19 protein-coding genes are annotated in these 19,746 nt (G+C 69.5%); 5 read left to right on the forward strand and 14 right to left on the reverse strand.

Annotation, left to right across the window (positions count from 1 at the left end):
• Positions 1–206 precede the first annotated feature (206 nt).
• The 5 genes from IBL25_RS05160 to IBL25_RS05180 form a co-directional block, all read right to left on the reverse strand.
• The gene (locus tag IBL25_RS05160) at positions 207–920 is read right to left on the reverse strand and encodes a capsid assembly protein (RefSeq protein WP_187777485.1); all 714 of its coding nucleotides are present in this window, start codon (positions 918–920) and stop codon (positions 207–209) included.
• 8 nt (positions 921–928) lie between these two features.
• Complete coding sequence (locus tag IBL25_RS05165; RefSeq protein ID WP_238940230.1) at positions 929–2,374, reverse strand: portal protein; 1,446 nt, start codon at positions 2,372–2,374, stop codon at positions 929–931.
• Positions 2,375–2,377: 3 nt separating this feature from the next.
• A complete protein-coding gene (locus IBL25_RS05170) occupies positions 2,378–2,614 on the reverse strand; it encodes a hypothetical protein (protein ID WP_187777486.1) in 237 nt (78 codons plus the stop codon).
• A gap of 142 nt (positions 2,615–2,756) precedes the next feature.
• Entirely contained in the window at positions 2,757–3,158 is a 402-nt protein-coding gene (locus IBL25_RS05175) for a hypothetical protein (protein WP_367615560.1), read from the reverse strand.
• Positions 3,159–3,328: 170 nt separating this feature from the next.
• The gene (locus tag IBL25_RS05180) at positions 3,329–3,775 is read right to left on the reverse strand and encodes a hypothetical protein (protein WP_187777487.1); all 447 of its coding nucleotides are present in this window, start codon (positions 3,773–3,775) and stop codon (positions 3,329–3,331) included.
• 140 nt (positions 3,776–3,915) lie between these two features.
• Between IBL25_RS05180 and IBL25_RS05185 the strand changes: the two genes are divergently transcribed.
• Entirely contained in the window at positions 3,916–4,563 is a 648-nt protein-coding gene (locus tag IBL25_RS05185; RefSeq protein WP_187777488.1) for a S24 family peptidase, read from the forward strand.
• Between the two features lie 12 nt (positions 4,564–4,575).
• Here IBL25_RS05185 and IBL25_RS05190 read toward each other — a convergent pair whose 3' ends face one another.
• Complete coding sequence (locus IBL25_RS05190; protein ID WP_367615561.1) at positions 4,576–6,480, reverse strand: putative bifunctional lysylphosphatidylglycerol flippase/synthetase; 1,905 nt, start codon at positions 6,478–6,480, stop codon at positions 4,576–4,578.
• A 5-nt stretch (positions 6,481–6,485) separates the two neighbouring features.
• Complete coding sequence (locus IBL25_RS05195) at positions 6,486–8,132, reverse strand: lysine--tRNA ligase (protein ID WP_187777490.1); 1,647 nt, start codon at positions 8,130–8,132, stop codon at positions 6,486–6,488.
• Between the two features lie 97 nt (positions 8,133–8,229).
• On the opposite strand from IBL25_RS05195, the gene IBL25_RS05200 reads away from it, so the two are divergent.
• The 3 genes from IBL25_RS05200 to IBL25_RS05210 are packed head-to-tail and all read left to right on the forward strand — an operon-like array spanning position 8,230 to position 13,596.
• Positions 8,230–11,034, forward strand: a complete 2,805-nt coding sequence (locus IBL25_RS05200) for an ATP-dependent DNA helicase (protein ID WP_379656010.1) — start codon at positions 8,230–8,232, stop codon at positions 11,032–11,034.
• Positions 11,035–11,087: 53 nt separating this feature from the next.
• On the forward strand, positions 11,088–11,510 hold the full coding sequence (locus IBL25_RS05205) for a tellurite resistance TerB family protein (RefSeq protein ID WP_187777492.1): 423 nt from the start codon (positions 11,088–11,090) through the stop codon (positions 11,508–11,510).
• A 7-nt stretch (positions 11,511–11,517) separates the two neighbouring features.
• A complete protein-coding gene (locus IBL25_RS05210; protein WP_187777493.1) occupies positions 11,518–13,596 on the forward strand; it encodes a prolyl oligopeptidase family serine peptidase in 2,079 nt (692 codons plus the stop codon).
• Here the strand turns inward: IBL25_RS05210 and IBL25_RS05215 are convergent.
• The 4 genes from IBL25_RS05215 to groES form a co-directional block, all read right to left on the reverse strand.
• The gene (locus tag IBL25_RS05215; RefSeq protein ID WP_187777494.1) at positions 13,588–13,992 is read right to left on the reverse strand and encodes a hypothetical protein; all 405 of its coding nucleotides are present in this window, start codon (positions 13,990–13,992) and stop codon (positions 13,588–13,590) included. The two genes, IBL25_RS05210 and IBL25_RS05215, sit on opposite strands and share 9 nt — an antisense overlap.
• Before the next feature lie 217 nt (positions 13,993–14,209).
• Positions 14,210–14,413 (reverse strand): cold-shock protein, encoded by a 204-nt coding sequence (locus IBL25_RS05220; protein ID WP_007434677.1) that lies wholly within the window; start codon positions 14,411–14,413, stop codon positions 14,210–14,212.
• Between the two features lie 286 nt (positions 14,414–14,699).
• The gene (gene groL, locus IBL25_RS05225) at positions 14,700–16,343 is read right to left on the reverse strand and encodes a chaperonin GroEL (RefSeq protein WP_187777495.1); all 1,644 of its coding nucleotides are present in this window, start codon (positions 16,341–16,343) and stop codon (positions 14,700–14,702) included.
• A gap of 53 nt (positions 16,344–16,396) precedes the next feature.
• Complete coding sequence (gene groES, locus IBL25_RS05230; RefSeq protein ID WP_187777496.1) at positions 16,397–16,687, reverse strand: co-chaperone GroES; 291 nt, start codon at positions 16,685–16,687, stop codon at positions 16,397–16,399.
• A 270-nt stretch (positions 16,688–16,957) separates the two neighbouring features.
• Here groES and IBL25_RS05235 point away from each other — a divergent pair, with 270 nt between their 5' ends.
• Complete coding sequence (locus IBL25_RS05235) at positions 16,958–17,233, forward strand: usg protein (protein ID WP_187777497.1); 276 nt, start codon at positions 16,958–16,960, stop codon at positions 17,231–17,233.
• 18 nt (positions 17,234–17,251) lie between these two features.
• Here IBL25_RS05235 and IBL25_RS05240 read toward each other — a convergent pair whose 3' ends face one another.
• The 3 genes from IBL25_RS05240 to IBL25_RS05250 are packed head-to-tail and all read right to left on the reverse strand — an operon-like array spanning position 17,252 to position 19,720.
• Positions 17,252–18,178 (reverse strand): AEC family transporter, encoded by a 927-nt coding sequence (locus IBL25_RS05240; RefSeq protein WP_187777498.1) that lies wholly within the window; start codon positions 18,176–18,178, stop codon positions 17,252–17,254.
• A gap of 19 nt (positions 18,179–18,197) precedes the next feature.
• A complete protein-coding gene (gmk, locus tag IBL25_RS05245; protein ID WP_187777499.1) occupies positions 18,198–18,827 on the reverse strand; it encodes a guanylate kinase in 630 nt (209 codons plus the stop codon).
• Complete coding sequence (locus tag IBL25_RS05250; protein WP_187777500.1) at positions 18,824–19,720, reverse strand: YicC/YloC family endoribonuclease; 897 nt, start codon at positions 19,718–19,720, stop codon at positions 18,824–18,826. The genes gmk and IBL25_RS05250 overlap by 4 nt, the downstream gene beginning before the upstream one ends.
• Positions 19,721–19,746: the final 26 nt, after the last annotated feature.

The following is a 19,746-nucleotide window of genomic DNA, read 5'->3' on the forward strand; positions in this document are numbered from 1 at the left end:
TCCTTGAAGGAGACGTTTGGGTGTGATGCCCGCACCGCGCGGTTGGTCCCGGTATCGGGGCCGGCGATGCGCGCGCGCCATCGCGCCCACGGTTGCGGGTTGGGCGAGGCGGATTTCGGGGAGGCAGGCCGCCGGGGTGCAATGCACCGCGCCAGCGGCCCGCCGCGGCAGGGCGAGCGGGGCTGCGGAACCCTGCCGCTATCGGTTCAGCTGTTGCCGAACAGCCGCTTGAAGCCTTCGGTCACGCGCTTGACGTATTCCGGCTCCCGGGTGCGCCAGTAGCGCGGGTCGCGCATCATCTTGCGTAGCGCCTGCTCATCCACGCCGCCGGCGGGCTCGGCCTCGCGCGCCAGACTGGGTTCGGCCTTGGCCATCATGCCATGCAACGCCAGCACGCCCTCGGCGGTGGTGGAGAGCGCCTCGAAGGCACCCGGCGGCAGATTGGCACGGCCCCAGGCGGCGATCTGCGGCGCCAGGCGCTTGAACTGCGCCTCGCCGCCCAGCGCCTCGGCCAGCTTGGCGCGCTGCTTCTCGGCCTCGTAATCGGCGGCGGCCTCGGCGATCAGCGGCAGCAGGCGCTCGGCGGCCAGGTCATAGACCAGCTGCACCTGGGCGCAGGTGAAGCCCGCCTCATGCAGCCGCTTGTTGATCTCCGCATCCGGGCCGCAGAGGTCGTGCTTTGCTTCGACGCTGTATTCCTCATACGAGTCCGGCACGCCGATGGCGCGGCGGAAGCGCTGCTTCTCCTCCTCCGGCGCATCCGGCGCGGGCGGGGCGAAGCGCTGGGACATGCGCTTCTCCAATTCCTTGTAGGATTTCAGCAGCGCATCGACGCGCAGCGCGCCGGCCTCGTCCCGGAACTTCTCCGGCACATCCTCAGGCGCGTCCGGCGCCGCGGCTTCGAGCAGGTTCTCGGACATGCGGGCAGTCACTCCTCGGTGGGGGCGATGGGGGTCAGGAGCCCGGCCGGCGCGGCCAGCGCGCGGGCCAGGTGTCGGGTGGCGGCGGTGATGTCGATCTGCTTCACCGCCTCGGCGCCGAGCGCGGAGGCCGCCTGCAGGAACAACAGCGTATTCGCCGCATCGGCGCGGCCCTGCACACGGGCCAGCGGCGACTGGTAGGTCAATCGCACCTCGCGCCCGTCCAGCAGCATCGGCGGCACCTCGCCGCGCCGGCGCAGGATGGAAAGGCAGCGCGCCACCAGCGGCGAGAGCAGTTCCGATTGCAGTCGGCCATAGGTCGCACCCAGCAGACGCGCGGTCTGGGCGGAACGTTCCAGCACCTCGGTCGCCGTCATGCGGGCGTCCTGCGGCGCGGAAAGCCGGTCGGCCAGAAGTGCCGCGCGGATGCGGCGGCGCTGGTCCTCCAGCACCAGTTGCGAGACATCGAAATTCCCTGGCGCCGCCAGCGGCGTCAGGCCGGAGGAACCCGGCGCCTTCGGGATGATGGCACCCGGCACCAGCCGCACCGTGGCCGGGTTCAGCACGCCATCATCCTCGGCCTGCCAGATACCGGTGGCGGCGATGGAGGCATTCTTCAGCACCAGCTCCACCACCTTATTGGCGGTGCGGATATCCGGCAGCGTCTTCATCACCGGGCCGCGGCCATAGGTCTCGCCTGGCGCCTTCAGCCATCGGAAGGCGATGAAGGGGCTGTCCGCAAAACGCCCGGTGGCCAGCGGCACGGCGCGGCCGTCATGGTCCAGCACGGCGAGATAGCCGCAGCCGCCATGCCCATCCGGCCAGACCGCCTCCACCACCCGGAAGCGCACGGGCGCATCGCCCTCCTCCTCCGGCCCCAGCCCGGCGGGCAGGATGGCGGTGGGGTAGCGGCGGGCGATGGCACCAGCCTCCAGCATCGTGGCGCGATAGACCGTATCCAGCCGGCCACCGGCACCTTCCTCCAGCACCGCCTGGGTCAGCGGCACGGCGGTGAAGCGCAGCGCGCTGCTCTCGCCTGGCGGCGCCTCCTCCACCAGCAGCACGCCGGTGCCGGCGACCACCAGGTCCAGAAAGGCCTGGTGCATCTCCAGCGCGAAGTTGGAGCGGTCCAGGTGCCCCTGCAGCACTTCCGCCGCCTCTTCCAATGCCGCAGCGGCGGCAGCGGCATCCGGCCCCTCCTCCAGTGCCCGACTCGGCGCCAGGCCGAACCAGCGAGACCAGGGCGGCGTCAGCTCGGCCAGCAGGCTGGCGGAGAGCTGCTCGGCGGCATCGGCGGCCGTCGCATCATAGAGCATCGGGCCGCCGCTGCCCGGAGTCGTGGCCAGCACATGGTCGTAGCATTCGCGCCAGACGGCCTCCCAGGGGCGGCGGCGCTCCAGCGCGGCGGCATGGCGGGCCAGCACCGCCTCCGGCGTCATCTCGTTGCGGGGCATCGGTTACTCCCCCAGCAGGGTTTTGCGGGCGCTGGCGGCGGGGCGCGGTGCCTCGCCCAGAACGCCGCGATCGGAGGTGGCGATGGTGCCGGCCAGGCCGCGCCGCGCGCGCTCCTGGTTCTCCACGCGCGCCGCCTGGGCGGTGGCCGCTACCTCGGCCGCGTTCACGGCGGGGGCAACGGCGGCGGGCTGGGATGCGGTCACCACCACCGGCTTCGGGGCTTTCATCAGGCCACCCATGCGCGTGCGGACTCCTTGTGGCTGCGGCAGGAACCCGTCCAAAAAGAAACGGGCCCGCGCCAGGGGATCGGCGCGGGCCCGTTCAAGTTCGGGATCGGGAGGAAAGTCAGCGGGCGCAGCTCGCCCGTTGACAAGGATGGTTCTACAGGACGAAATTCCTTTCGTCAAGAATTTTTTCCGAACCGTCGAGCGATTTCTCCAGAGCACGGAACAGCCCGCGCGGCGTCATCGCGAAAGGCGCACCCTTGCCCAGCAGCGCACGGCAGACGGCGACGCAGGAATAAGGCGAAAGCGCCGGCAGCCAGCCGCAATGCGGCGTGCCTGGCGTGAAAGGCCCCAGCACCACCAGCCCGGCGCGGCGATAGAATCCCGGCAGGTCGAAACCCGGCACCAGCACCGGCCGCGCCACCAGCAACCGGCCGGAGAGCGGCTCCACCACCGTCCAGCCCTGCGCATCCTCCACCGCCGCGAAGCAATGGCGGAAGCCCGGCCGCAGCAGCCGCAGCCACAGTCGGTCCGCCCGCCCGCCAAAGCCGATCCACACCCGCTGCGCTCCTTCCGCCAGGGCATGACGGTGCGAAGCCCGAATCGGCTCCGCCGCACCCCCTTCCAGGGATGCGGCGTGTTGCTCCACAGGCACCCTGGCCAGCGGCGCAGGTGCGACCCGCCCCCGCCGCCGTGCTGGTGCCGGCTTGCGTGCCAGCACCTTCCGCCTCACGCGCCACCCTCCACCGGGCAGCGGGCCGCCAGCTCCACCACCTCGGCCATGCCGCTGGGACGCGCGCCGCCCGCCACGATACCCTTCATCCGCAGCGGCCAGTCCAGGCGCTGCATCGCCTCGTTCCAGATCCGCCAGTCGTTCTTCTCGCCCAGGTGGCGCGGGTCCGGCGCCATGCCCCGCTCGCCCCAGATCCGCATGATGCGGGCATGCACCAGGTCGATTCGCCGCTGGCGGTAGAGGCGGTCCAGGCACTTGACCACGTCATCCGGCTCGCAGGGGCGCTGCTTGCTGCCGGCGCCGGCCACGATGCGCGCGCCTTCGCGGCGGGCGACCAGGGCGGACATGGTCCAGATCCAGGCTTCCTCGGCGGAGAGGAAGGGTTCGGCCTTGGACATCGAGGAGAGAACCGGGGTGGAGTTGGTGCGAAGGGCGGCGGGCATCAGGGTGTGTCCTTTCCTACCTGAACGTGAACACAACAGGAACATCAAACGTTTCGCACCTAGGCGTCAACACCTATCTGTGATCACTTTCCTAGGATTGTCGTCTTGCCACAACCCCCGGCCTTTAGGATGATAGGCTTATGCGTCATGACGACATCTGGCGGGCGATCGACGCCCTGGCGGCCGAGCACGGGCTCTCCGCTTCCGGCCTCGCACGCCGCGCGGGGCTGGACCCCACAGCCTTCAATCCTTCCAAGCGAATCGGCGCCGATGGCCGGCCGCGCTGGCCCTCCACCGAAAGCATCGCCAAGATCCTGGAAGCCACCGGCACGGAGATGGAAAGCTTCGCCGGCCTGGTGACCGGCGCGCCGACGCTGCACAACAGCAGCCGCCCGAATCCGGGCCGCCGCATCCCGCTGCTCGGCCTCGCCCAGGCGGGCAGCGAGGGCTATTTCGGCGATGGCGGCTATCCCGTCGGCGCCGGCTGGGACGAGATCAGCACGCCCGAACTCTCCGACCCCAATGCCTACGCACTGGAAATCTCCGGCGACAGCATGGAGCCGGTGTTCCGGGACGGGGATACCATCATCGTCTCGCCCAATTCACCCGTGCGGCGGGGAGACCGGGTGGTGGTGCGCACGGCACGGGGCGAGGTGATGGCCAAGGAGCTGCTGCGCCAGTCGGCGCGGCGAATCGAGCTGGCCAGCCTGAACCCGGCCCATCCCAACTACAGCTTCGACCTCTCCGAGATCGCCTGGATGCACCGCATCCTCTGGGCCAGCCAGTAAGGGCGCGGGGCCTCAGCCCCGCTCCATCTGCTTCAGCAGCACGCTAGGGTCACCTTCGCTGTCGGCGGCCAGGAAGCTGCCATCCGGCAGCGCCACCGCTGCCAGCCCTGTATCCTCATAAGCCCGCAACATGGTGCGACCGACACGCCAGAAGGCGTGGCTGACGCCATTGCGCTCGCAGATATCGCGGAAGCGCCAGAGCGCGGTGATGCGCGCCTGCTCCTCCCCCGCCGGGTCGCCGAGCCCGATCCACGTGTCCGGCAGCTTGCGGAAGGCAAAGCCGGCGCCCTCGACCAGGATGGCGCCATCGGCCTCCTCCGGCACGGTGGCACCCAATGCCTTCAGCCGGGCACGCGCCGCCTCGTCGTAAGGCGCGGCAACGAGGCGGGAAGGACGCAGCAGCCGGAACACCGCCACCAGCAGCAGCACCCCCGCGACCCCCACCGCCAGCCGCAGCGAGGCCGGCGTATCGGAGGAAAAGGGCACCATCCACCAGGGATCTTCGGTCACCGGCCCGCTCCAGGCGATGCTGGCGAGCAGCAGGGCGCAGAGCAGGCTCGCCGTCAGCGAGATGACAGTGCTGAAGGACAGCGGCTCCCCCGTCAGCCGGGCATCGCGATAGAAGGTGCTGCGCATGCCGGCCAGCAACCCTGCCGGCAGCAGGAAGATCACCACCAGCCACCAGGGCTCACCCTTCAGCGCCACCGCCGCCGCCCCCAGCAGCAACAGCACGATGCCGCCGATGCGGGCGATCCGCAGCCGCCGCAGCATGCCATAGGCCATGACCAGTAGCAGGGAGCCGATGACGGAGGCGGCGAAATGCCCGGCCAGCGCCGCCCACTCCCCCGCCCATTCCGCCAGCCAGGTGCCATGGGAAGGCAGCGCGCCGATAAAGAGCAGCGCCACGCCCATGACGGCGGAAAGGCCGGAGAGTGCCGGCCCCTCCAGCGAATCCGCCACCCGCGCCTCGGTGCCCAAGCTACCCAGCAGGTGGCGGCGCTGGCTCAGCTCGAAGCCGGCGAAGAGCGCGCCGGCGATGAAGAGCGGCACGATGTAGTAGTAGAGCCGGAACAGGAAGAGCGCGCCGATCACCTGCGGCGCCGGCACATAGGGCTGCAGCGCCAGCAGGATCACGGTATCAAAGACGCCGAGCCCGCCCGGCACATTCGCCGCCAGCCCCGCCGAATAGGCGGCGAGGTAGATGCCCAGGAAGCGGACAAAGGTCAGCCCCTCCGCCGGCGGCAGCAGCACATAGAAGATCATGGTGGTGACCACGACATCCACCACTGCCAGCGTCGTCTGCATCAGGGCCATGCGGAAGCCCGGCAGGTCGATCTTGTGGCCGAAGATGGTGAAATGCGGCAGCACGCGGGAGAGCACGAGATAGGCGCCCACCACCGCCAGCAGCGCCACGCCAATGCCTTGCATGGCCCAATGCGGCATGTTGTCGCGGAACCAGGGCAGGATCTCTGGCTCCAGGACCAGCACGGCGCCGCCCAGCGCCATGCCGCCCAGGCCGAAGGTCAGGCTGGTGAAGGCGATGACCTTGGCGATCTCAACCGCCGTCAGCCCCCAGGCGGCATAGAAGCGGTATCGCACCGCGGCGCCGGAGACAGCCGCGACCCCCAGGTTATGGGCCAGGGTATAGGCGCAGAAGGAGGCCAGCGAGGTCCGCAGGTAGCTGACCGGCTTGCCGGCATAGACCGAGCCCAGCCGGTCGTAGACCGTCAGCACCCCATAGGCCAGCAGCGTCCATCCACCGGCGATCCAGAGCGCGCTGCCCGGCACAGCCCCCACGGCCGACAGGATGTCGGCCATGGACAGGTCGCGGAATTCCTTCTGGACGACATAGATGGCGCCGGCCAGCAGCAGCAGGCCGAAGGCTGTGGGCCCATGGCGCCGCAGCAGGGCCAGCACCGGTCTCACGCCTGGCCGGCCTCAGCGGATTCCGGCTCGGCAGGGCGGGCCAGGGCCTCCTCCACCAGCCGGATCGTTTCCGGGATGCCATAGGCGGCGGCGACGGAGCCGAAGCGCGGCCCCTGGTCCGTGCCCACCAGCACCTGGTACAGCGCGCTGAACCAGCCGCGGTTCACGCCCGGCCGCCCGCCATCCTTGGCCGGCACCAGGAAGGGCTCTCGCCGCCCGGCGTCATAGACCAGGGTCTGGATGAACTCGGCCTGGGTCAGCCCCGGCGGCATGGCCTCGATCTCCGCCTGATGCTGCTTCAGCAGCTCCACCAGCGCCTCAAAGGCCGGCCGTTCCTCCGGCGTCGGCGCGCGCGGGCGCAGGCCGGGCAGGATGAAGTCGCGGGAATAAGCGACGGCATATTCCACCAGTTGCGCCAGCAGCGGCTGGTTCTCCGGCGTCGCCTCGGGCGCGTAGTTGCGCACGAACTTCCACAGCCGCTCCGGCGTATCCGCCGCCGAGACGGTGACGAGGTTCAGCAGCATACCGAAGGTCAGTGGCGGCTCGGGCGTATTGGGCGCCTCGCCGCCATGGATGTGCCAATCCGGGTTGGCCGGGTCCAGGCCGGCGCGCAGCTTCTCCCGCTGCTGCAGGTATTCGTCCGTCGCGCGCGGGATAACATCGAAATGCAACCGCTTGGCGCGCCCGGGCTGGCCGTACATGAAATAGGCCAGGCTCTCGGGTGGCGCGTAGCGCAGCCATTCCTCGATGGTCAGGCCATTGCCCTTGGACTTCGAGATCTTCTGGCCATTGGCATCCAGGAAGAGCTCATAGGTCATGCTGACCGGCGGCTCGGCCCCCAGCACGCGGCAGATCTGGGAGGACAGCTTGACGCTGTCGATCAGGTCCTTGCCCGACATCTCGTAATCGACGCCGAGGGCGAACCAGCGCATGGCCCAGTCCGCCTTCCACTGCGCCTTGACGTGGCCGCCGGTCACCGGCGTCTCGAAGCGCTCTCCCGTCTCGGGGTCGCGCCAGACCACGGTGCCGTCCTGCGGCCGGGTCTCCTCCATCGGCACCTGCATCACCACGCCGGTCTTCGGGTGCACCGGCAGGAAGGGCGAATAGGTGGCGCGGCGGTCCGGGCCGAGGGTCGGCAGGATCACCTGCCGCACTTCCTCATGCGCCTCCAGCATCCGCATCAGCGCGGCGTCGAAGCGGCCGGACTTGTAGTAGTCGGTGGCGGAGGCGAATTCGTATTCGAAGCCGAAGGCATCCAGGAAGCTGCGCAGCCGCGCGTTGTTATGGGCGCCAAAGCTGTCATGGGTGCCGAAGGGGTCCGGCACGGCGGTCAGGCTCTTGCCCAGGTGCTGCCGCAGCAGGTCGCCGTTCGGCACATTGTCCGGCACCTTGCGCAGCCCGTCCATGTCGTCCGAGAAGGCCAACAGCTTGGAGGGCAGCCCGGTCAGGCGCGTGAAGGCATTGCGCACCCAGGTGGTGCGGGCCACCTCGCCGAAGGTGCCGATATGGGGCAGGCCCGAGGGGCCGTAGCCCGTCTCGAACAGCGCCGTTTTTTTCCCCGACGCGGCCAGTCGATCGGCGACCTTGGCGGCTTCCTCGAAGGGCCAGGCCTTGATGGTACGGAGCGTGGGATCGGCGGTCATGCCCGCCCCATGCCAGGGCGAAGGCTGGTGGTCAACGCACGCATTCCGCAGGTCCGCTCATCATGGCTTCGTTCGCCTTTTGCCCCTAGGATACGGCGTGCCCCCTGCGCCTCAGCCCCCCAGCCTGCTGCTGCCCGATGCCCCTGCGCTGATCGCCGCTACCCATGGCGCGGCAGTCCTGCTGACCCCGGATGGCGAATTATCCACCCTGCGCGCCCGCGACGCGGTGGAAGCCCTGCGGGAGATGGGCCCGCCGATCCTGGTGCATGCGCCGGCCATGGCCAAGCGCCTCGGCATCTCCTCCATCCCCGGCGCCTATGACCTGCTGGAACTCTTCGCCTTCACGCTGCCGGCCCAGCCGGCGCCGCCTACCCCGCGCGGCCTGGCCCTGGCGCTGGACCTGCCGCCGCCGGAGGATGCGGAATCCGCCGCCGCCCTGTTGCCGGAGATCGCGACGGAGATCCTCCGCCGCCTCGCCCGCGCCCGTAACGCGCAGCCCAACCGCGATGCCGCCATGCTGGCCGCCCGGCTGCGCGATGCCGCGCACTGGCCCTGGGCGGATGCGGTGCTGGCGGCGCTGGGCCAGCCCAAGGCGCGCGGCAGCAATGACGGGCTGAAGGTCTGGCGCACCCTGGCCGAATGGGAGGAAGCCGCCCCCGCCCCGCCCCCCGCCAGCCTGCCCGTGACCGCCGCCGAGGCCCGCACGCGCCTGGCGGAGATCCTGGGCGAGGGTGCCGAGCAGCGCCCCAGCCAGGGCGATTTCGCTTCCGCCGCCAGCATGGCCTTCGCGCCGCGCGAGGTGCCGGGCGAGCCGCAGCTTGTGCTGGCGGAAGCCGGCACCGGCACCGGCAAGACGCTCGGCTATGTCGCCCCCGCCAGCCTCTGGGCCGAGCGCAATGGCGCCCCGGTCTGGATCGCCACCTATACCCGCAACCTGCAACGGCAGCTCGACCAGGAACTGGCCCGCCTTTACCCGGACCCGGAGGAGCGCCGCCGCAAGGTCGTGATCCGCAAGGGCCGCGAGAACTACCTCTGCCTGCTGAACTATGACGAGGCGGTCAGCGGCGCCATGCCCGCCCGCATCGTGGCGCTGGCCCTGGTGGCACGCTGGGCCGGCGCGACCCGGGACGGCGACCTGATGGGCGGCGACTTCCCCGGCTGGATCTCCGAGCTGTTTCCCGCCGGCGCCATTTCCCTGCTGGCGGACCGGCGGGGGGAATGCATCCATTCCGCCTGCCCGCACTGGAAGCGTTGCTTCGTCGAGCATTCCATCCGCCGTGCCCAGACCGCCAACCTTGTCGTGGCCAATCATGCGCTGGTGATGGTGCAGGCCGCGCTCGGCCCGCGCGGCGGCGATGGCGAGACCGGCGCCGCGCTGCGCTATGTCTTCGACGAGGGCCACCACCTCTTCGATGCCGCCGATGGCGCCTTCGCCGCCGCGCTCTCCGGCGCCGAGATGGCGGAGGTCCGCCGCTGGCTGCTGGGCAGCGAGGGCGGGCGGGGCCGCGCCCGTGGCCTGCGCCGCCGCCTGGAAGAACTGCTGCCCCAGTACCCCACGCTGATCCCGCCGCTGGACCATACCGAGCAGATGGCCCGCGCCCTGCCCGCCTCCGGCTGGTGGGACCGCTGGGAGGATGCCCCCGGCGATACTCCCCGCCCCGGTGAGGACTTCCTGCGCGCCGCCCGCGCCCAGGTCCTGGCCCGCACCGCCGAGGCCGACCCGCTTTACGACGCCGAGGCCGATCTCTACCCGCTGCACGAGGATGTCCCCGCCGCCGCCGCCGCGCTGGAAGACGCGCTGCAACGCCTCCAGGCGCCGCTGAAGCATCTCGAAAAGCTGCTGAACGAGATCCTGGAAGACCCGGAGCAGGAGCTGGAAACCGGCGACCGCATCCGCCTGGACACCGCCGCCCGTGCCATCGAGCGCCGCGCGCTGATCCCGCTTGGCGCCTGGCTGGCCATGCTGCGCCAGTTGCGGGAACCGCCACCGGAGCCGGGCACCCGGCCGCTTTATGTGGACTGGCTGGCGCTGACCCGGCGCGACGGGCGCGACGTCGATGCCGGGCTGCACCGCCACTGGCTGGACCCCACCGTGCCCTTCGCCACCCAGGTGGCGGCCCCGGCGCATGGCGTGCTGATCGCCTCCGCCACCCTGCGCGACAATTCCGCGAAGCGCGACCCGGAGGCCGCCTGGCGGGAAGCGGAAGCGCGCACCGGCGTCCAGCACCTGCCCAACCCCGCCATCCGCGCTGCCCTGCCCTCGCCCTTCGATTACGCCAACCAGACCCTGGCCATCGTGGTGGAGGACATGAACCGCGACAGCCCCGGCCAGGTGGCGGCGGCGATGCAGCAGCTCTTCCTGGCTTCCGGCGGCGGCGCGCTGGGCCTCTTCACCGCCATCCGCCGGCTGCGGGACGTGCATGCCCGCATCGCCCCCGCCCTGGCCGAAGCCGGCATCCCCCTCTACGCCCAGCATGTGGATGCCATGGACAGCGCGACCCTGGTGGACATCTTCCGGGCGGAGGAGGATTCCTGCCTGCTCGGCACCGATGCGCTGCGCGATGGCGTGGATGTGCCCGGCCGCGCGCTCCGCCTGCTGGTCTTTGACCGCGTGCCCTGGCCCCGCCCCTCCATTCTGCACCGGGAACGGCGGATTCATCTCTCCGGCGGGCGGCCAACGGCCTATGATGACGGCATCGCCCGGCACCGGCTGCGCCAGGCCTTTGGCCGGCTGATCCGCCGCGCCGACGACCGGGGCGTCTTCGTGCTGCTGGACCCGCGCACTCCCTCCCGCCTGCTCGGCGGGCTGCCGGAGGGCGTGGTGCCCCGGCGGCTCGGGCTGGCGGAAGCCGTGCGCCAAACTGCCGCTTTTCTTGCATCCCCCGCGCTTCCGCCGGGTTGAAGCTGTGTCACGGCCGCGATACGCCGGATGGAACCGAGGAAAACCTGAACGTCATGCCGCATACCAAGTCCCATTTCACCGTCCATGAAGGACTGATCTGCGCCATGGTGCTGATGTCCGCGGCGGACCAGCACATGTCCGACGCCGAACTGGGCATGATGTCGCGGCTGGTGCAGGAACTGCCCGTCTTCGCGGGCTTCCAGGCGCATGAGATCGAGCCGGTGACCGAGACCTGCCTCGCCCTGCTGGGACAGACCGATGGCCTGGACCGCGCCTTCACCATGATGCGCGACGCCCTGCCGCCCCGCCTGCGCGAGACCGCCTATCTGCTGGCCTGCGAGGTCGCCGCCGCCGATGGCGAGGCCACCCAGGGCGAGCTGCAGTTCCTCCAGGACTTCCGCATCGGCATGGATATCGACCGGCTGATCGCCGGCGCCATCGAACGCGCCGCCAAGGCGCGGTACCAGATGGCCTGAGCCCGGCATGACCATCGCCCCCGACGCCCGCCCGACCCTCGAGAACCCGGACGACGATCCTTTCCTGTGGCTGGAGGAGGTGGAAGGCGCGGAGGCCCTGGCCTGGGTCGAGGCCCAGAACGAGAAGACCCTCGCCCGCCTTTCCGATGCCCGCGTGGCCGCCGATGCCGCCGCGCTGAAGGCGATGATGGACCGGCCGGACAAGATCCCGCATGTCACCCGGCGCGGCGGGCTGCTTTATAACTACTGGCAGGATGCCGAGCATCCGCGCGGCCTCTGGCGCCGCACCACCCTCGAATCCTACCGCGGCGAAGCGCCCGACTGGGAAGTGCTGCTGGACCTCGATGCCCTGGCGGCGGCGGAAGGCGAGGACTGGATCTGGAAAGGCGCCATCACCCTGCCGCCGATGCATGAGCGGGCGCTGCTGCGCCTCTCGCGCGGCGGCGGCGACGCCGTGGTGCTGCGGGAATTCGACCTCACCAGCCGCGCCTTCGTGCCCGGCGGCTTCGACCTGCCGGAGGGCAAGAGCAGCGCCGCCTGGCTGGACCGCGACACGCTGATCCTGTCCTCCGCCCTGGGCGAGGGCATGGCGACGGAATCCGGCTATCCCCGCACCATCCGCCGCTGGTCGCGCGGCGAGAGCCCGATGGCGGCCCCGGTGCTCTTCGAGGTCGCGGCCAACCACATGGGCAGTTGGGGCGGCGTGGACCGCTCGGCCGATGCGGAGCGGGTGGTCTTCTTCGACCAGATCGGCTTCTTCGACATGTCGGTCTTCCTGGGCGACCGTAACGGACCGCGCTGGCACCTCAACCTGCCCACCGACATGCGCATCAACTGGGATGGCGACAGGGTGGTGCTGCAACCCCGCACCCCCTGGACAGTGAGCGAGACCACCTACCCGCCCGACACGCTGCTGGGCACCCGCCTTTCCGCCCTGCTGGACAACCAGCGCGACCTGACCGTGCTCTTTGAGCCCGCGCCCCGCCGCGCGCTGGACGGGTTCTTCTGGTGCGGCGGGCGGCTGGTGCTCTCGGTGCTGGACGACCTGCGCCCGGTGCACACACTCTGGACCCAGCGGGAGGACGGCACCTGGACCTCCCGCCCGCTGGAAGGATTGCCGGAGATCGGCGTGGTCAGCGTCTGGCCCCTGGATGCCGAGGCGGAGGAATCCGACGGCACCCTGCTGGCCCTGGCCCAGGACCCGCTGACGCCGCCCACCCTGCTGCAAACCTCCGCCAGCCGGCTGGCTGCGCCGCTGCTGCTGCGGCAGGCGCCGCGCCTCTTCAACGCCGACGGCCTGCGCGTGACGCGGCATGAGGCGATTTCCTCCGACGGCGAGCGCATCCCCTATGTGCAGACCGGCCCGGCGGAGGAGAGCGGCGACGCGCCCGTGCACCTGACCGGCTATGGCGGCTTCCAGGTGACGATGCAGCCTTCCTACCGCGGCAGCACCGGCCATCTCTGGCTGGAGCGCGGCGGCACGGCGGTGGTGGCGCATATCCGTGGCGGCGGCGAATTCGGCACCCGTTGGCATGAGGCCGGGCGGCGGGAGGACAAGCGTCTTTCCCATGATGACTTCGCCGCCGTGGCTGCCGACCTGGTGCGGCGCGGCGTGACGGTGCCGGGGCGGATCGCGGCGGAAGGCGGCTCCAATGGCGGCCTGCTCATCGCCAATATGCTGACCCGCTACCCCGAGCGCTTCGGTGCCCTCTTCTGCACCATCCCGCTGATCGACATGCGGCGCTATGCCAAGCTGCTGGCGGGCGCGAGCTGGATCGCCGAATACGGCGACCCGGCGGTGCCGGAGGACTGGGCCTTCATGCGGCACTTCTCCGCCTACCATGCCGCCGAGCCGGGACGCCCCTATCCGCCCATCCTGATCGCCACCACGCGGCGGGACGACCGGGTGCATCCGGGCCATGCGCGCAAGATGGCGGCGAAGCTGCAGAAGCTCGGCTACGATGCCCGCTTCTACGAGCCCGCCGCCGGCGGCCATGGCTATGGCAAGGACAATGCCGAGACGGCGCGCTTCATGGCCCTGGGTTCCGCCTTCCTGCGGCGTGCCATCGGCTGGGAATCAGAATAGGACGGTGAGGCCCGCGACACCGAGGAGCGGGCGCTCGCCCTCGGAAGGCCGCTCCATCGCGGTGCTGACCATGGCCCGCAGGGTCAGCTTGAGGCCGCCGGGGGTCTTGCCCAGTTCATAGCGGCCGCCCAGGCCGAATTGTGGCCGGGCATCGAAGACCTTCCCCATGTCCCGCCCGAAAGGTGCCTGGGCCGCGAAGTCGATTATGCGGGCATTCTGGTCGGGGCTGATCAGCCGCGTCACCAGATAGCCGCCACCATCCGTCGAGTAAGGCAGGGCACCGCCAACAACAGCCGTCAGGCTCAGATCGCCCTTGCGCCCGCCCGCCGCCATGGCATCGGAGGAAAACACCAGCAGCATCAAAGCTATAGCAAAGGCAACGAAACGGCGCGGCACGACGGAACTTCTCTCTATTTCGTGAGGTCTGCCGCTATCTAGCCATTCTGGTGCAATGCAGCAGACATATTTGCCCTGCTTTCGCCCTTTTTATGCCCCAATTTAACTTTGCTCACGCTTCATGCCGGTAACTGGTTGAAGGCAAAGAAAAACGGCCCGCGCCAGAGGCGTGGGCCGTCCAAGGCGGGGCACAGGGCCCCCGCTCCAGCTCTTTGGCTTAGAGCGGCTTCAGATTGGTGGCGGCGGCCTTGCCGCGCTCCTGCACCACCTCAAAGCTGATCTTCTGGTTTTCCTGCAGCCCCTGCAGACCGGCACGCTGCACGGCAGTGATATGGACGAACACGTCCTTGCCGCCATCCTGCGGGACAATGAAGCCGAAGCCCTTGGTGGCGTTGAACCATTTCACGGTGCCGATCGCCATGGCGACCCACTCCTTCTCACTGGCTGGCCCGGGCGAACATCGCCAGGGCGGTTATCCCATCCGGTTCACGGCTTGATGGGCGCCCGGGTCGTCCGGAGGCACGGCAAGGCGATCAGCAGCGGTGGCGTAACGAGTGGGCCAGATCGTCAAGCCCCTGTCAACGCAAACCCGTTATCGAACTGGAACAGAACTCATCTCAAAAAAGAAGGGGCGGTCCGAAGACCGCCCCTCTTTTCGAACTTTCGATCCTGGTGGAGGAACCGGAAACCGGTCCCCCCGACGGAGATCAGAAGTCCATGTCGCCCATGCCGCCCATGCCGCCCGGGCCACCGGCCGGAGCCGCCGGCTTGGCCGGCTTCTCGGCGATCATCGCCTCGGTGGTGATCAGCAGGGCCGCGATGGAGGCCGCATCCTGCAGGGCGGTACGCACAACCTTGGTCGGGTCGATGATGCCGGCCTCGACCAGGTTCTTGTAGCCGTCCAGCTGGGCGTCGTAGCCGTACTCGTAGGTGTCGTCGCGCAGGACTTCACCGGCGATCACGGCGCCGTCCTTGCCGGCGTTCTCGGCGATCTGCTTCAGCGGCACCTGGATGGCGCGGCGGACGATCTCGATGCCAACCTGCTCGTCGTTGTTCAGGCCCTTCAGGTCGGCCAGCTTCAGGGAAGCGCGCAGCAGGGCCACGCCACCACCCGGAACAATGCCTTCCTCAACCGCGGCGCGGGTCGCGTGCAGCGCGTCGTCGACGCGGTCCTTGCGCTCCTTCACCTCGACCTCGGTGGAACCACCGACGCGGATGACGGCCACGCCGCCGGCCAGCTTCGCCAGGCGCTCCTGCAGCTTCTCGCGGTCGTAGTCCGAGGTGGTCTCCTCGATCTGCGCCTTGATCTGCTCGACGCGGCCCTGGATGTCCTCCTTGGAGCCGGCGCCGTCGACGATCGTGGTGTTCTCCTTCTCGATGCGGACCATCTTGGCCTGGCCCAGCATCTGGAGGGTCACGGTCTCGAGCTTGATGCCGAGGTCCTCGGAGATCACCTGGCCACCGGTCAGGATCGCGATGTCTTCCAGCATCGCCTTGCGGCGGTCACCGAAGCCCGGGGCCTTCACGGCGGCGATCTTCAGGCCACCGCGCAGCTTGTTGACCACCAGGGTGGCCAGCGCCTCGCCTTCCACGTCCTCGGCCACGATGATCAGCGGGCGGCCCGACTGCACCACCGTCTCCAGCAGCGGCAGCATCGGCTGCAGCTGGGACAGCTTCTTCTCGTGGATCAGGATGTACGGGTTCTCGAGCTCGGCGATCATCTTCTCCGCATTCGTGATGAAATACGGGGAGACATAGCCGCGGTCGAACTGCATGCCCTCGACGACGTCGAGCTCGGTCTGGATGCCCTTGGCTTCCTCAACCGTGATCACGCCCTCGTTGCCGACCTTCTCCATCGCCTCGGCGATCATCTGGCCGATCTCGGCCTCGCCGTTGGCGGAAAGGGTGCCGACCTGGGCCACCTCGGCGGAGGTGGTGATCTTCTTGGTCTTGGCCTGCAGTTCCTCGACGATCTTGGCCACGGCCTTGTCGACGCCGCGCTTCAGGTCCATCGGGTTCATGCCGGCGGCCACGGCCTTGGCGCCCTCACGGACGATGGCCTGGGCCAGAACGGTGGCGGTGGTGGTGCCATCGCCAGCCAGGTCGTTCTGCTTCGAGGCCACTTCGCGCACCATCTGCGCGCCCATGTTCTCGAACTTGTCGGACAGCTCGATTTCCTTGGCGACCGTCACACCGTCCTTGGTGATGCGGGGCGCGCCGAAGGACTTGTCGATCACGACGTTGCGGCCCTTCGGGCCCAGCGTCACCTTCACGGCATCGGCCAGGATGTCCACGCCGCGCAGCATCCGCTCACGGGCGTTGGCGCCGAACTTCACGTCCTTAGCAGCCATTGTCTTCTACCTCTGTCTGTTCTGTTGGAATCGCGTCAGGCAAACGGGGCCGTTCAGGCCGCCAGGATGCCCAGGATGTCGGATTCCTTCATGATCAGGAGCTCTTCGCCCTTGATCTTGACCTCGGTGCCCGACCACTTGCCGAACAGGACGCGGTCGCCGGCCTTCACGTCGAGCGCGACCAGCTGGCCCTGCTCGTTACGGGCGCCGGAGCCGACGGCGACAACTTCGCCTTCCTGCGGCTTTTCCTTGGCGGTGTCGGGGATGATGATGCCACCGGCGGTCTTCTCATCGGCGGTCAGCCGGCGAACGACAACGCGGTCATGCAGCGGACGGAAGCTCATGGCCCTCTCCTGGCGCCCTCTTTCAGGCGCACCCAGTGACGGTTGGCTCTCCTGGACCAGCAAGCCCTGTCAGCACTCACCCCAGGAGAGTGCTAAGCGATCTAGGGAAGTCTGCGCGGCTCGTCAAGCGTTTGTCAGCACTCTGCCGTGATGAGTGCTAACACTTTGAAACCAAAAGTTTTTCTTGGCCGCTGCGCTGCAAGCCGTGGCAAGATGGCGGTTGTGGGTTGGAAGGGCCGACGGCCTTAACCAAGCGGAGACACAACGATCATGCTGCTGCGTGACATCGAGTCCTTCGTATGCATTCCAGACTGGCGGCTGACCACCGCCGAGATCCTCTACCACCTGCCCGACCATCCGGGCCTGTTGCAGACCTTCATCTGGCAGAAGCTGGACCACGCACCGAATTTCCCGGAGCTGCACCGCTTCCTCGCCTTCTGGCAACGTGACATTGAGGGGCCGCTGCATTCGGTGCGCGTCGCCTCCGCCGCGCTGACCAAGCCGGCGGAGTTCCGTTACGCCGGGGGCGAGTTCCGGCTGCACTAAGGCCGCGGCGGGGCGGGTTCAGCCCGCCCCCAGCGCCAGCAGCAGGAGCGTCAGGGTCACCACCGAGAGGATGGTGGACAGCAGCACCGTGGCGCCGGAACGCTCGGCGCCGGCCACATAGCGGCGCGACAGGAAGAAGGCGTTGGCGCCGGTGGGCAGCGCCGCCGTCACCAGGGCCACGGCCATCTGCAAGGGCGGCAGGCCGATGGCCCAGCCCACCAGCCCGACCAGCACCGGCATGAACAGCAGCTTCAGCCCGGCGCAGAGCAGCGCGGAAGGCCAGTCCCGCCGCGCATCGAAGGCCACCAGGGTCGCGCCCAGGCAGAAGAGCGCCACCGGGGAGGCCGAGGCCCCCACCAGCTCCAGGAAGTTGCGCCCGACCCGGGGCACCGGGATGCCGGCTTGGTAGACCACGAAGCCCGCCAGCACCGCCAGCACGATGGGGTTGCGCAGCACCGAGGCCAGGGTGGCGCGCAGGATCTTCAGCACTGGCGCCTGCCCGCCATGCGCGATCTCGCCGATCACGGTGCCGATGGGCAGCAGGATCAGCGAATGCAGTCCGATGATGGCCAGCAGCTGCGCCAGCCCCGGCTGGCCATAGACCGCCAGGATCAGCGGCACGCCGATCATGCCGCTGTTGCCGAAGGAGGCGTTGAGGCCGAAGGTCCCCGCTTCCCCCAGCTTCATCCGCAGCAGCGTGCGGGCCAGCAGCACCGCCAGCGCATAGGCTGCCAGGCAGCCGGTGAAGAAGGCGAAGGCCGTGGCGCCGCCGCCGGGATGCGGTGTGGTGGCGCCGTTGAAGATCAGGCAGGGCAGCGCGAGGTTGAAGACATAGCCATTCATCCCCTTCAGCCCCTGGTCCGTCACCCATTGCCGGTAGGCGGACAGGTAGCCGATGCCGATCATCGCGAAGATCGGCGCCACGATGGTCAGCAGGAAGATCATGCGGCGGGCACCGCGCCCCTCACTGCCCCAGCAGCCCGGACACGAATTCAGGCAACCAGGGCTGCCGCAGCCGCGCGGTGCGGCCAGCATGCAGAATGGCGCGGACCTCTTCCACCGTGCGGTGGAAGTCGTGGTTCACCAGCACATTGTCGAAATCGCCGTAGTGGCTGATTTCATCCCGGGCGGCAGCCATGCGGCGGGCGATCTCCTCGGCGGAATCCTGCCCACGGCCATGCAAGCGGCGTTCCAGCTCCGCCAGGTCCGGCGGCAGCAGGAAGACGCCGACCACATCGCCCGGCAATGCCTGCCGCAGCAGCAGGTGCCCCTGCCAGTCGATGTCGAAGAGCACGTCCCGCCCCGCCGCCAGCGCCCGTTCCACCGCCATGCGCGGCGTGCCGTAGAAGCGGCCGAAGACCTCCGCGTGCTCGATCAGCTCGCCGGCCGCGATCATGCGCTGGAACTCTTCCCGCTCGCGGAAGAAGTAGTGCACGCCTTCCACCTCGCCTGGACGCGGCTGGCGGGTGGTGGCGCTGACCGAAAGCCGCAGGTCCGGCTCCCGCTCCAGCAGCGCCCGGCTGACCGAGGACTTGCCGGCGCCGGAGGGGGCGGAAAGCACGAGGCAGAGGCCCCGGCGGGAAATCTGGTTCATTCGACGTTCGCCGCCTGCTCGCGCAGCCGCTCGATGGCGGCCTTCAGATCGAGGGAAATGCCGGTCAGCCCCAGGCTGGCGGATTTGGCGCCGAGCGTGTTGGCCTCGCGCCCGAATTCCTGCGCCAGGAATTCCAGCCGCCGCCCCGCTGGCTCACCACCATCCAGCAGGGCGCGGGCGGCGGCGACATGCGCGGCCAGCCGGTCCAGCTCCTCCCGCACATCGGATTTCTGCGCCAGCAGCGCCACCTCGATGGCCAGCCGCTCCTCCGGCACCCGCCGCTCGCCGTCCAGCAGTTCCGCCAGGGCGGCCGAAAGGCGGGCGCGATGCGCGGCAGGCTGCTCGGCCGCCAGGGCGGCGGCGCGCTCTACCAGGGCCGCGATCTCATCCAGCAGCGCGTGCAGGATGCCGGAAAGCTTCTCGCCCTCCTCCCGCCGGGCCTCGGCCAGATCCTCCAGCGCGCGCAGGAAGCCGGCGGAGAGGGCGGCATTGCGCGCCTCGGCCTCTTCCTCGCGCGGCTCCGGGGTCTCGCTGCGCAGCACGCCGGGCATGGCCAGGATCGACTCGGCGCGCGGCGCCGGGCAGCCGGGGATGCGCGCCGCCACCTCCAGAGCCAGGGCCAGGGCCTGTTCCAGCGCCACCGGGTCGGGCGTCAGGCGCGGTGCAGGGCGCTCCTCGCGCTTCACGCTGAGGCTGGCAGAGATATTGCCGCGCTTGAAGCGGGACTGCGCCGCGTCCCGCAACCGGGGCTCCAACTGATCGGGGCCAGGGGGCAGGCGCAAGCGCACATCCAGGCCGCGCCCGTTGACGCTGCGCAATTCCCACACGAAACCCGTGCCATCCGGCAAGGTGCCGGCCTGCCGGGCAAAACCGGTCATCGAGGAAAGAGCCATGGGCGGCCTTCTCCATCCCTCTGCGA

It is taken from the genome of Pseudoroseomonas ludipueritiae, from assembly GCF_014490445.1.
Taxonomy (GTDB): domain Bacteria; phylum Pseudomonadota; class Alphaproteobacteria; order Acetobacterales; family Acetobacteraceae; genus Pseudoroseomonas; species Pseudoroseomonas ludipueritiae.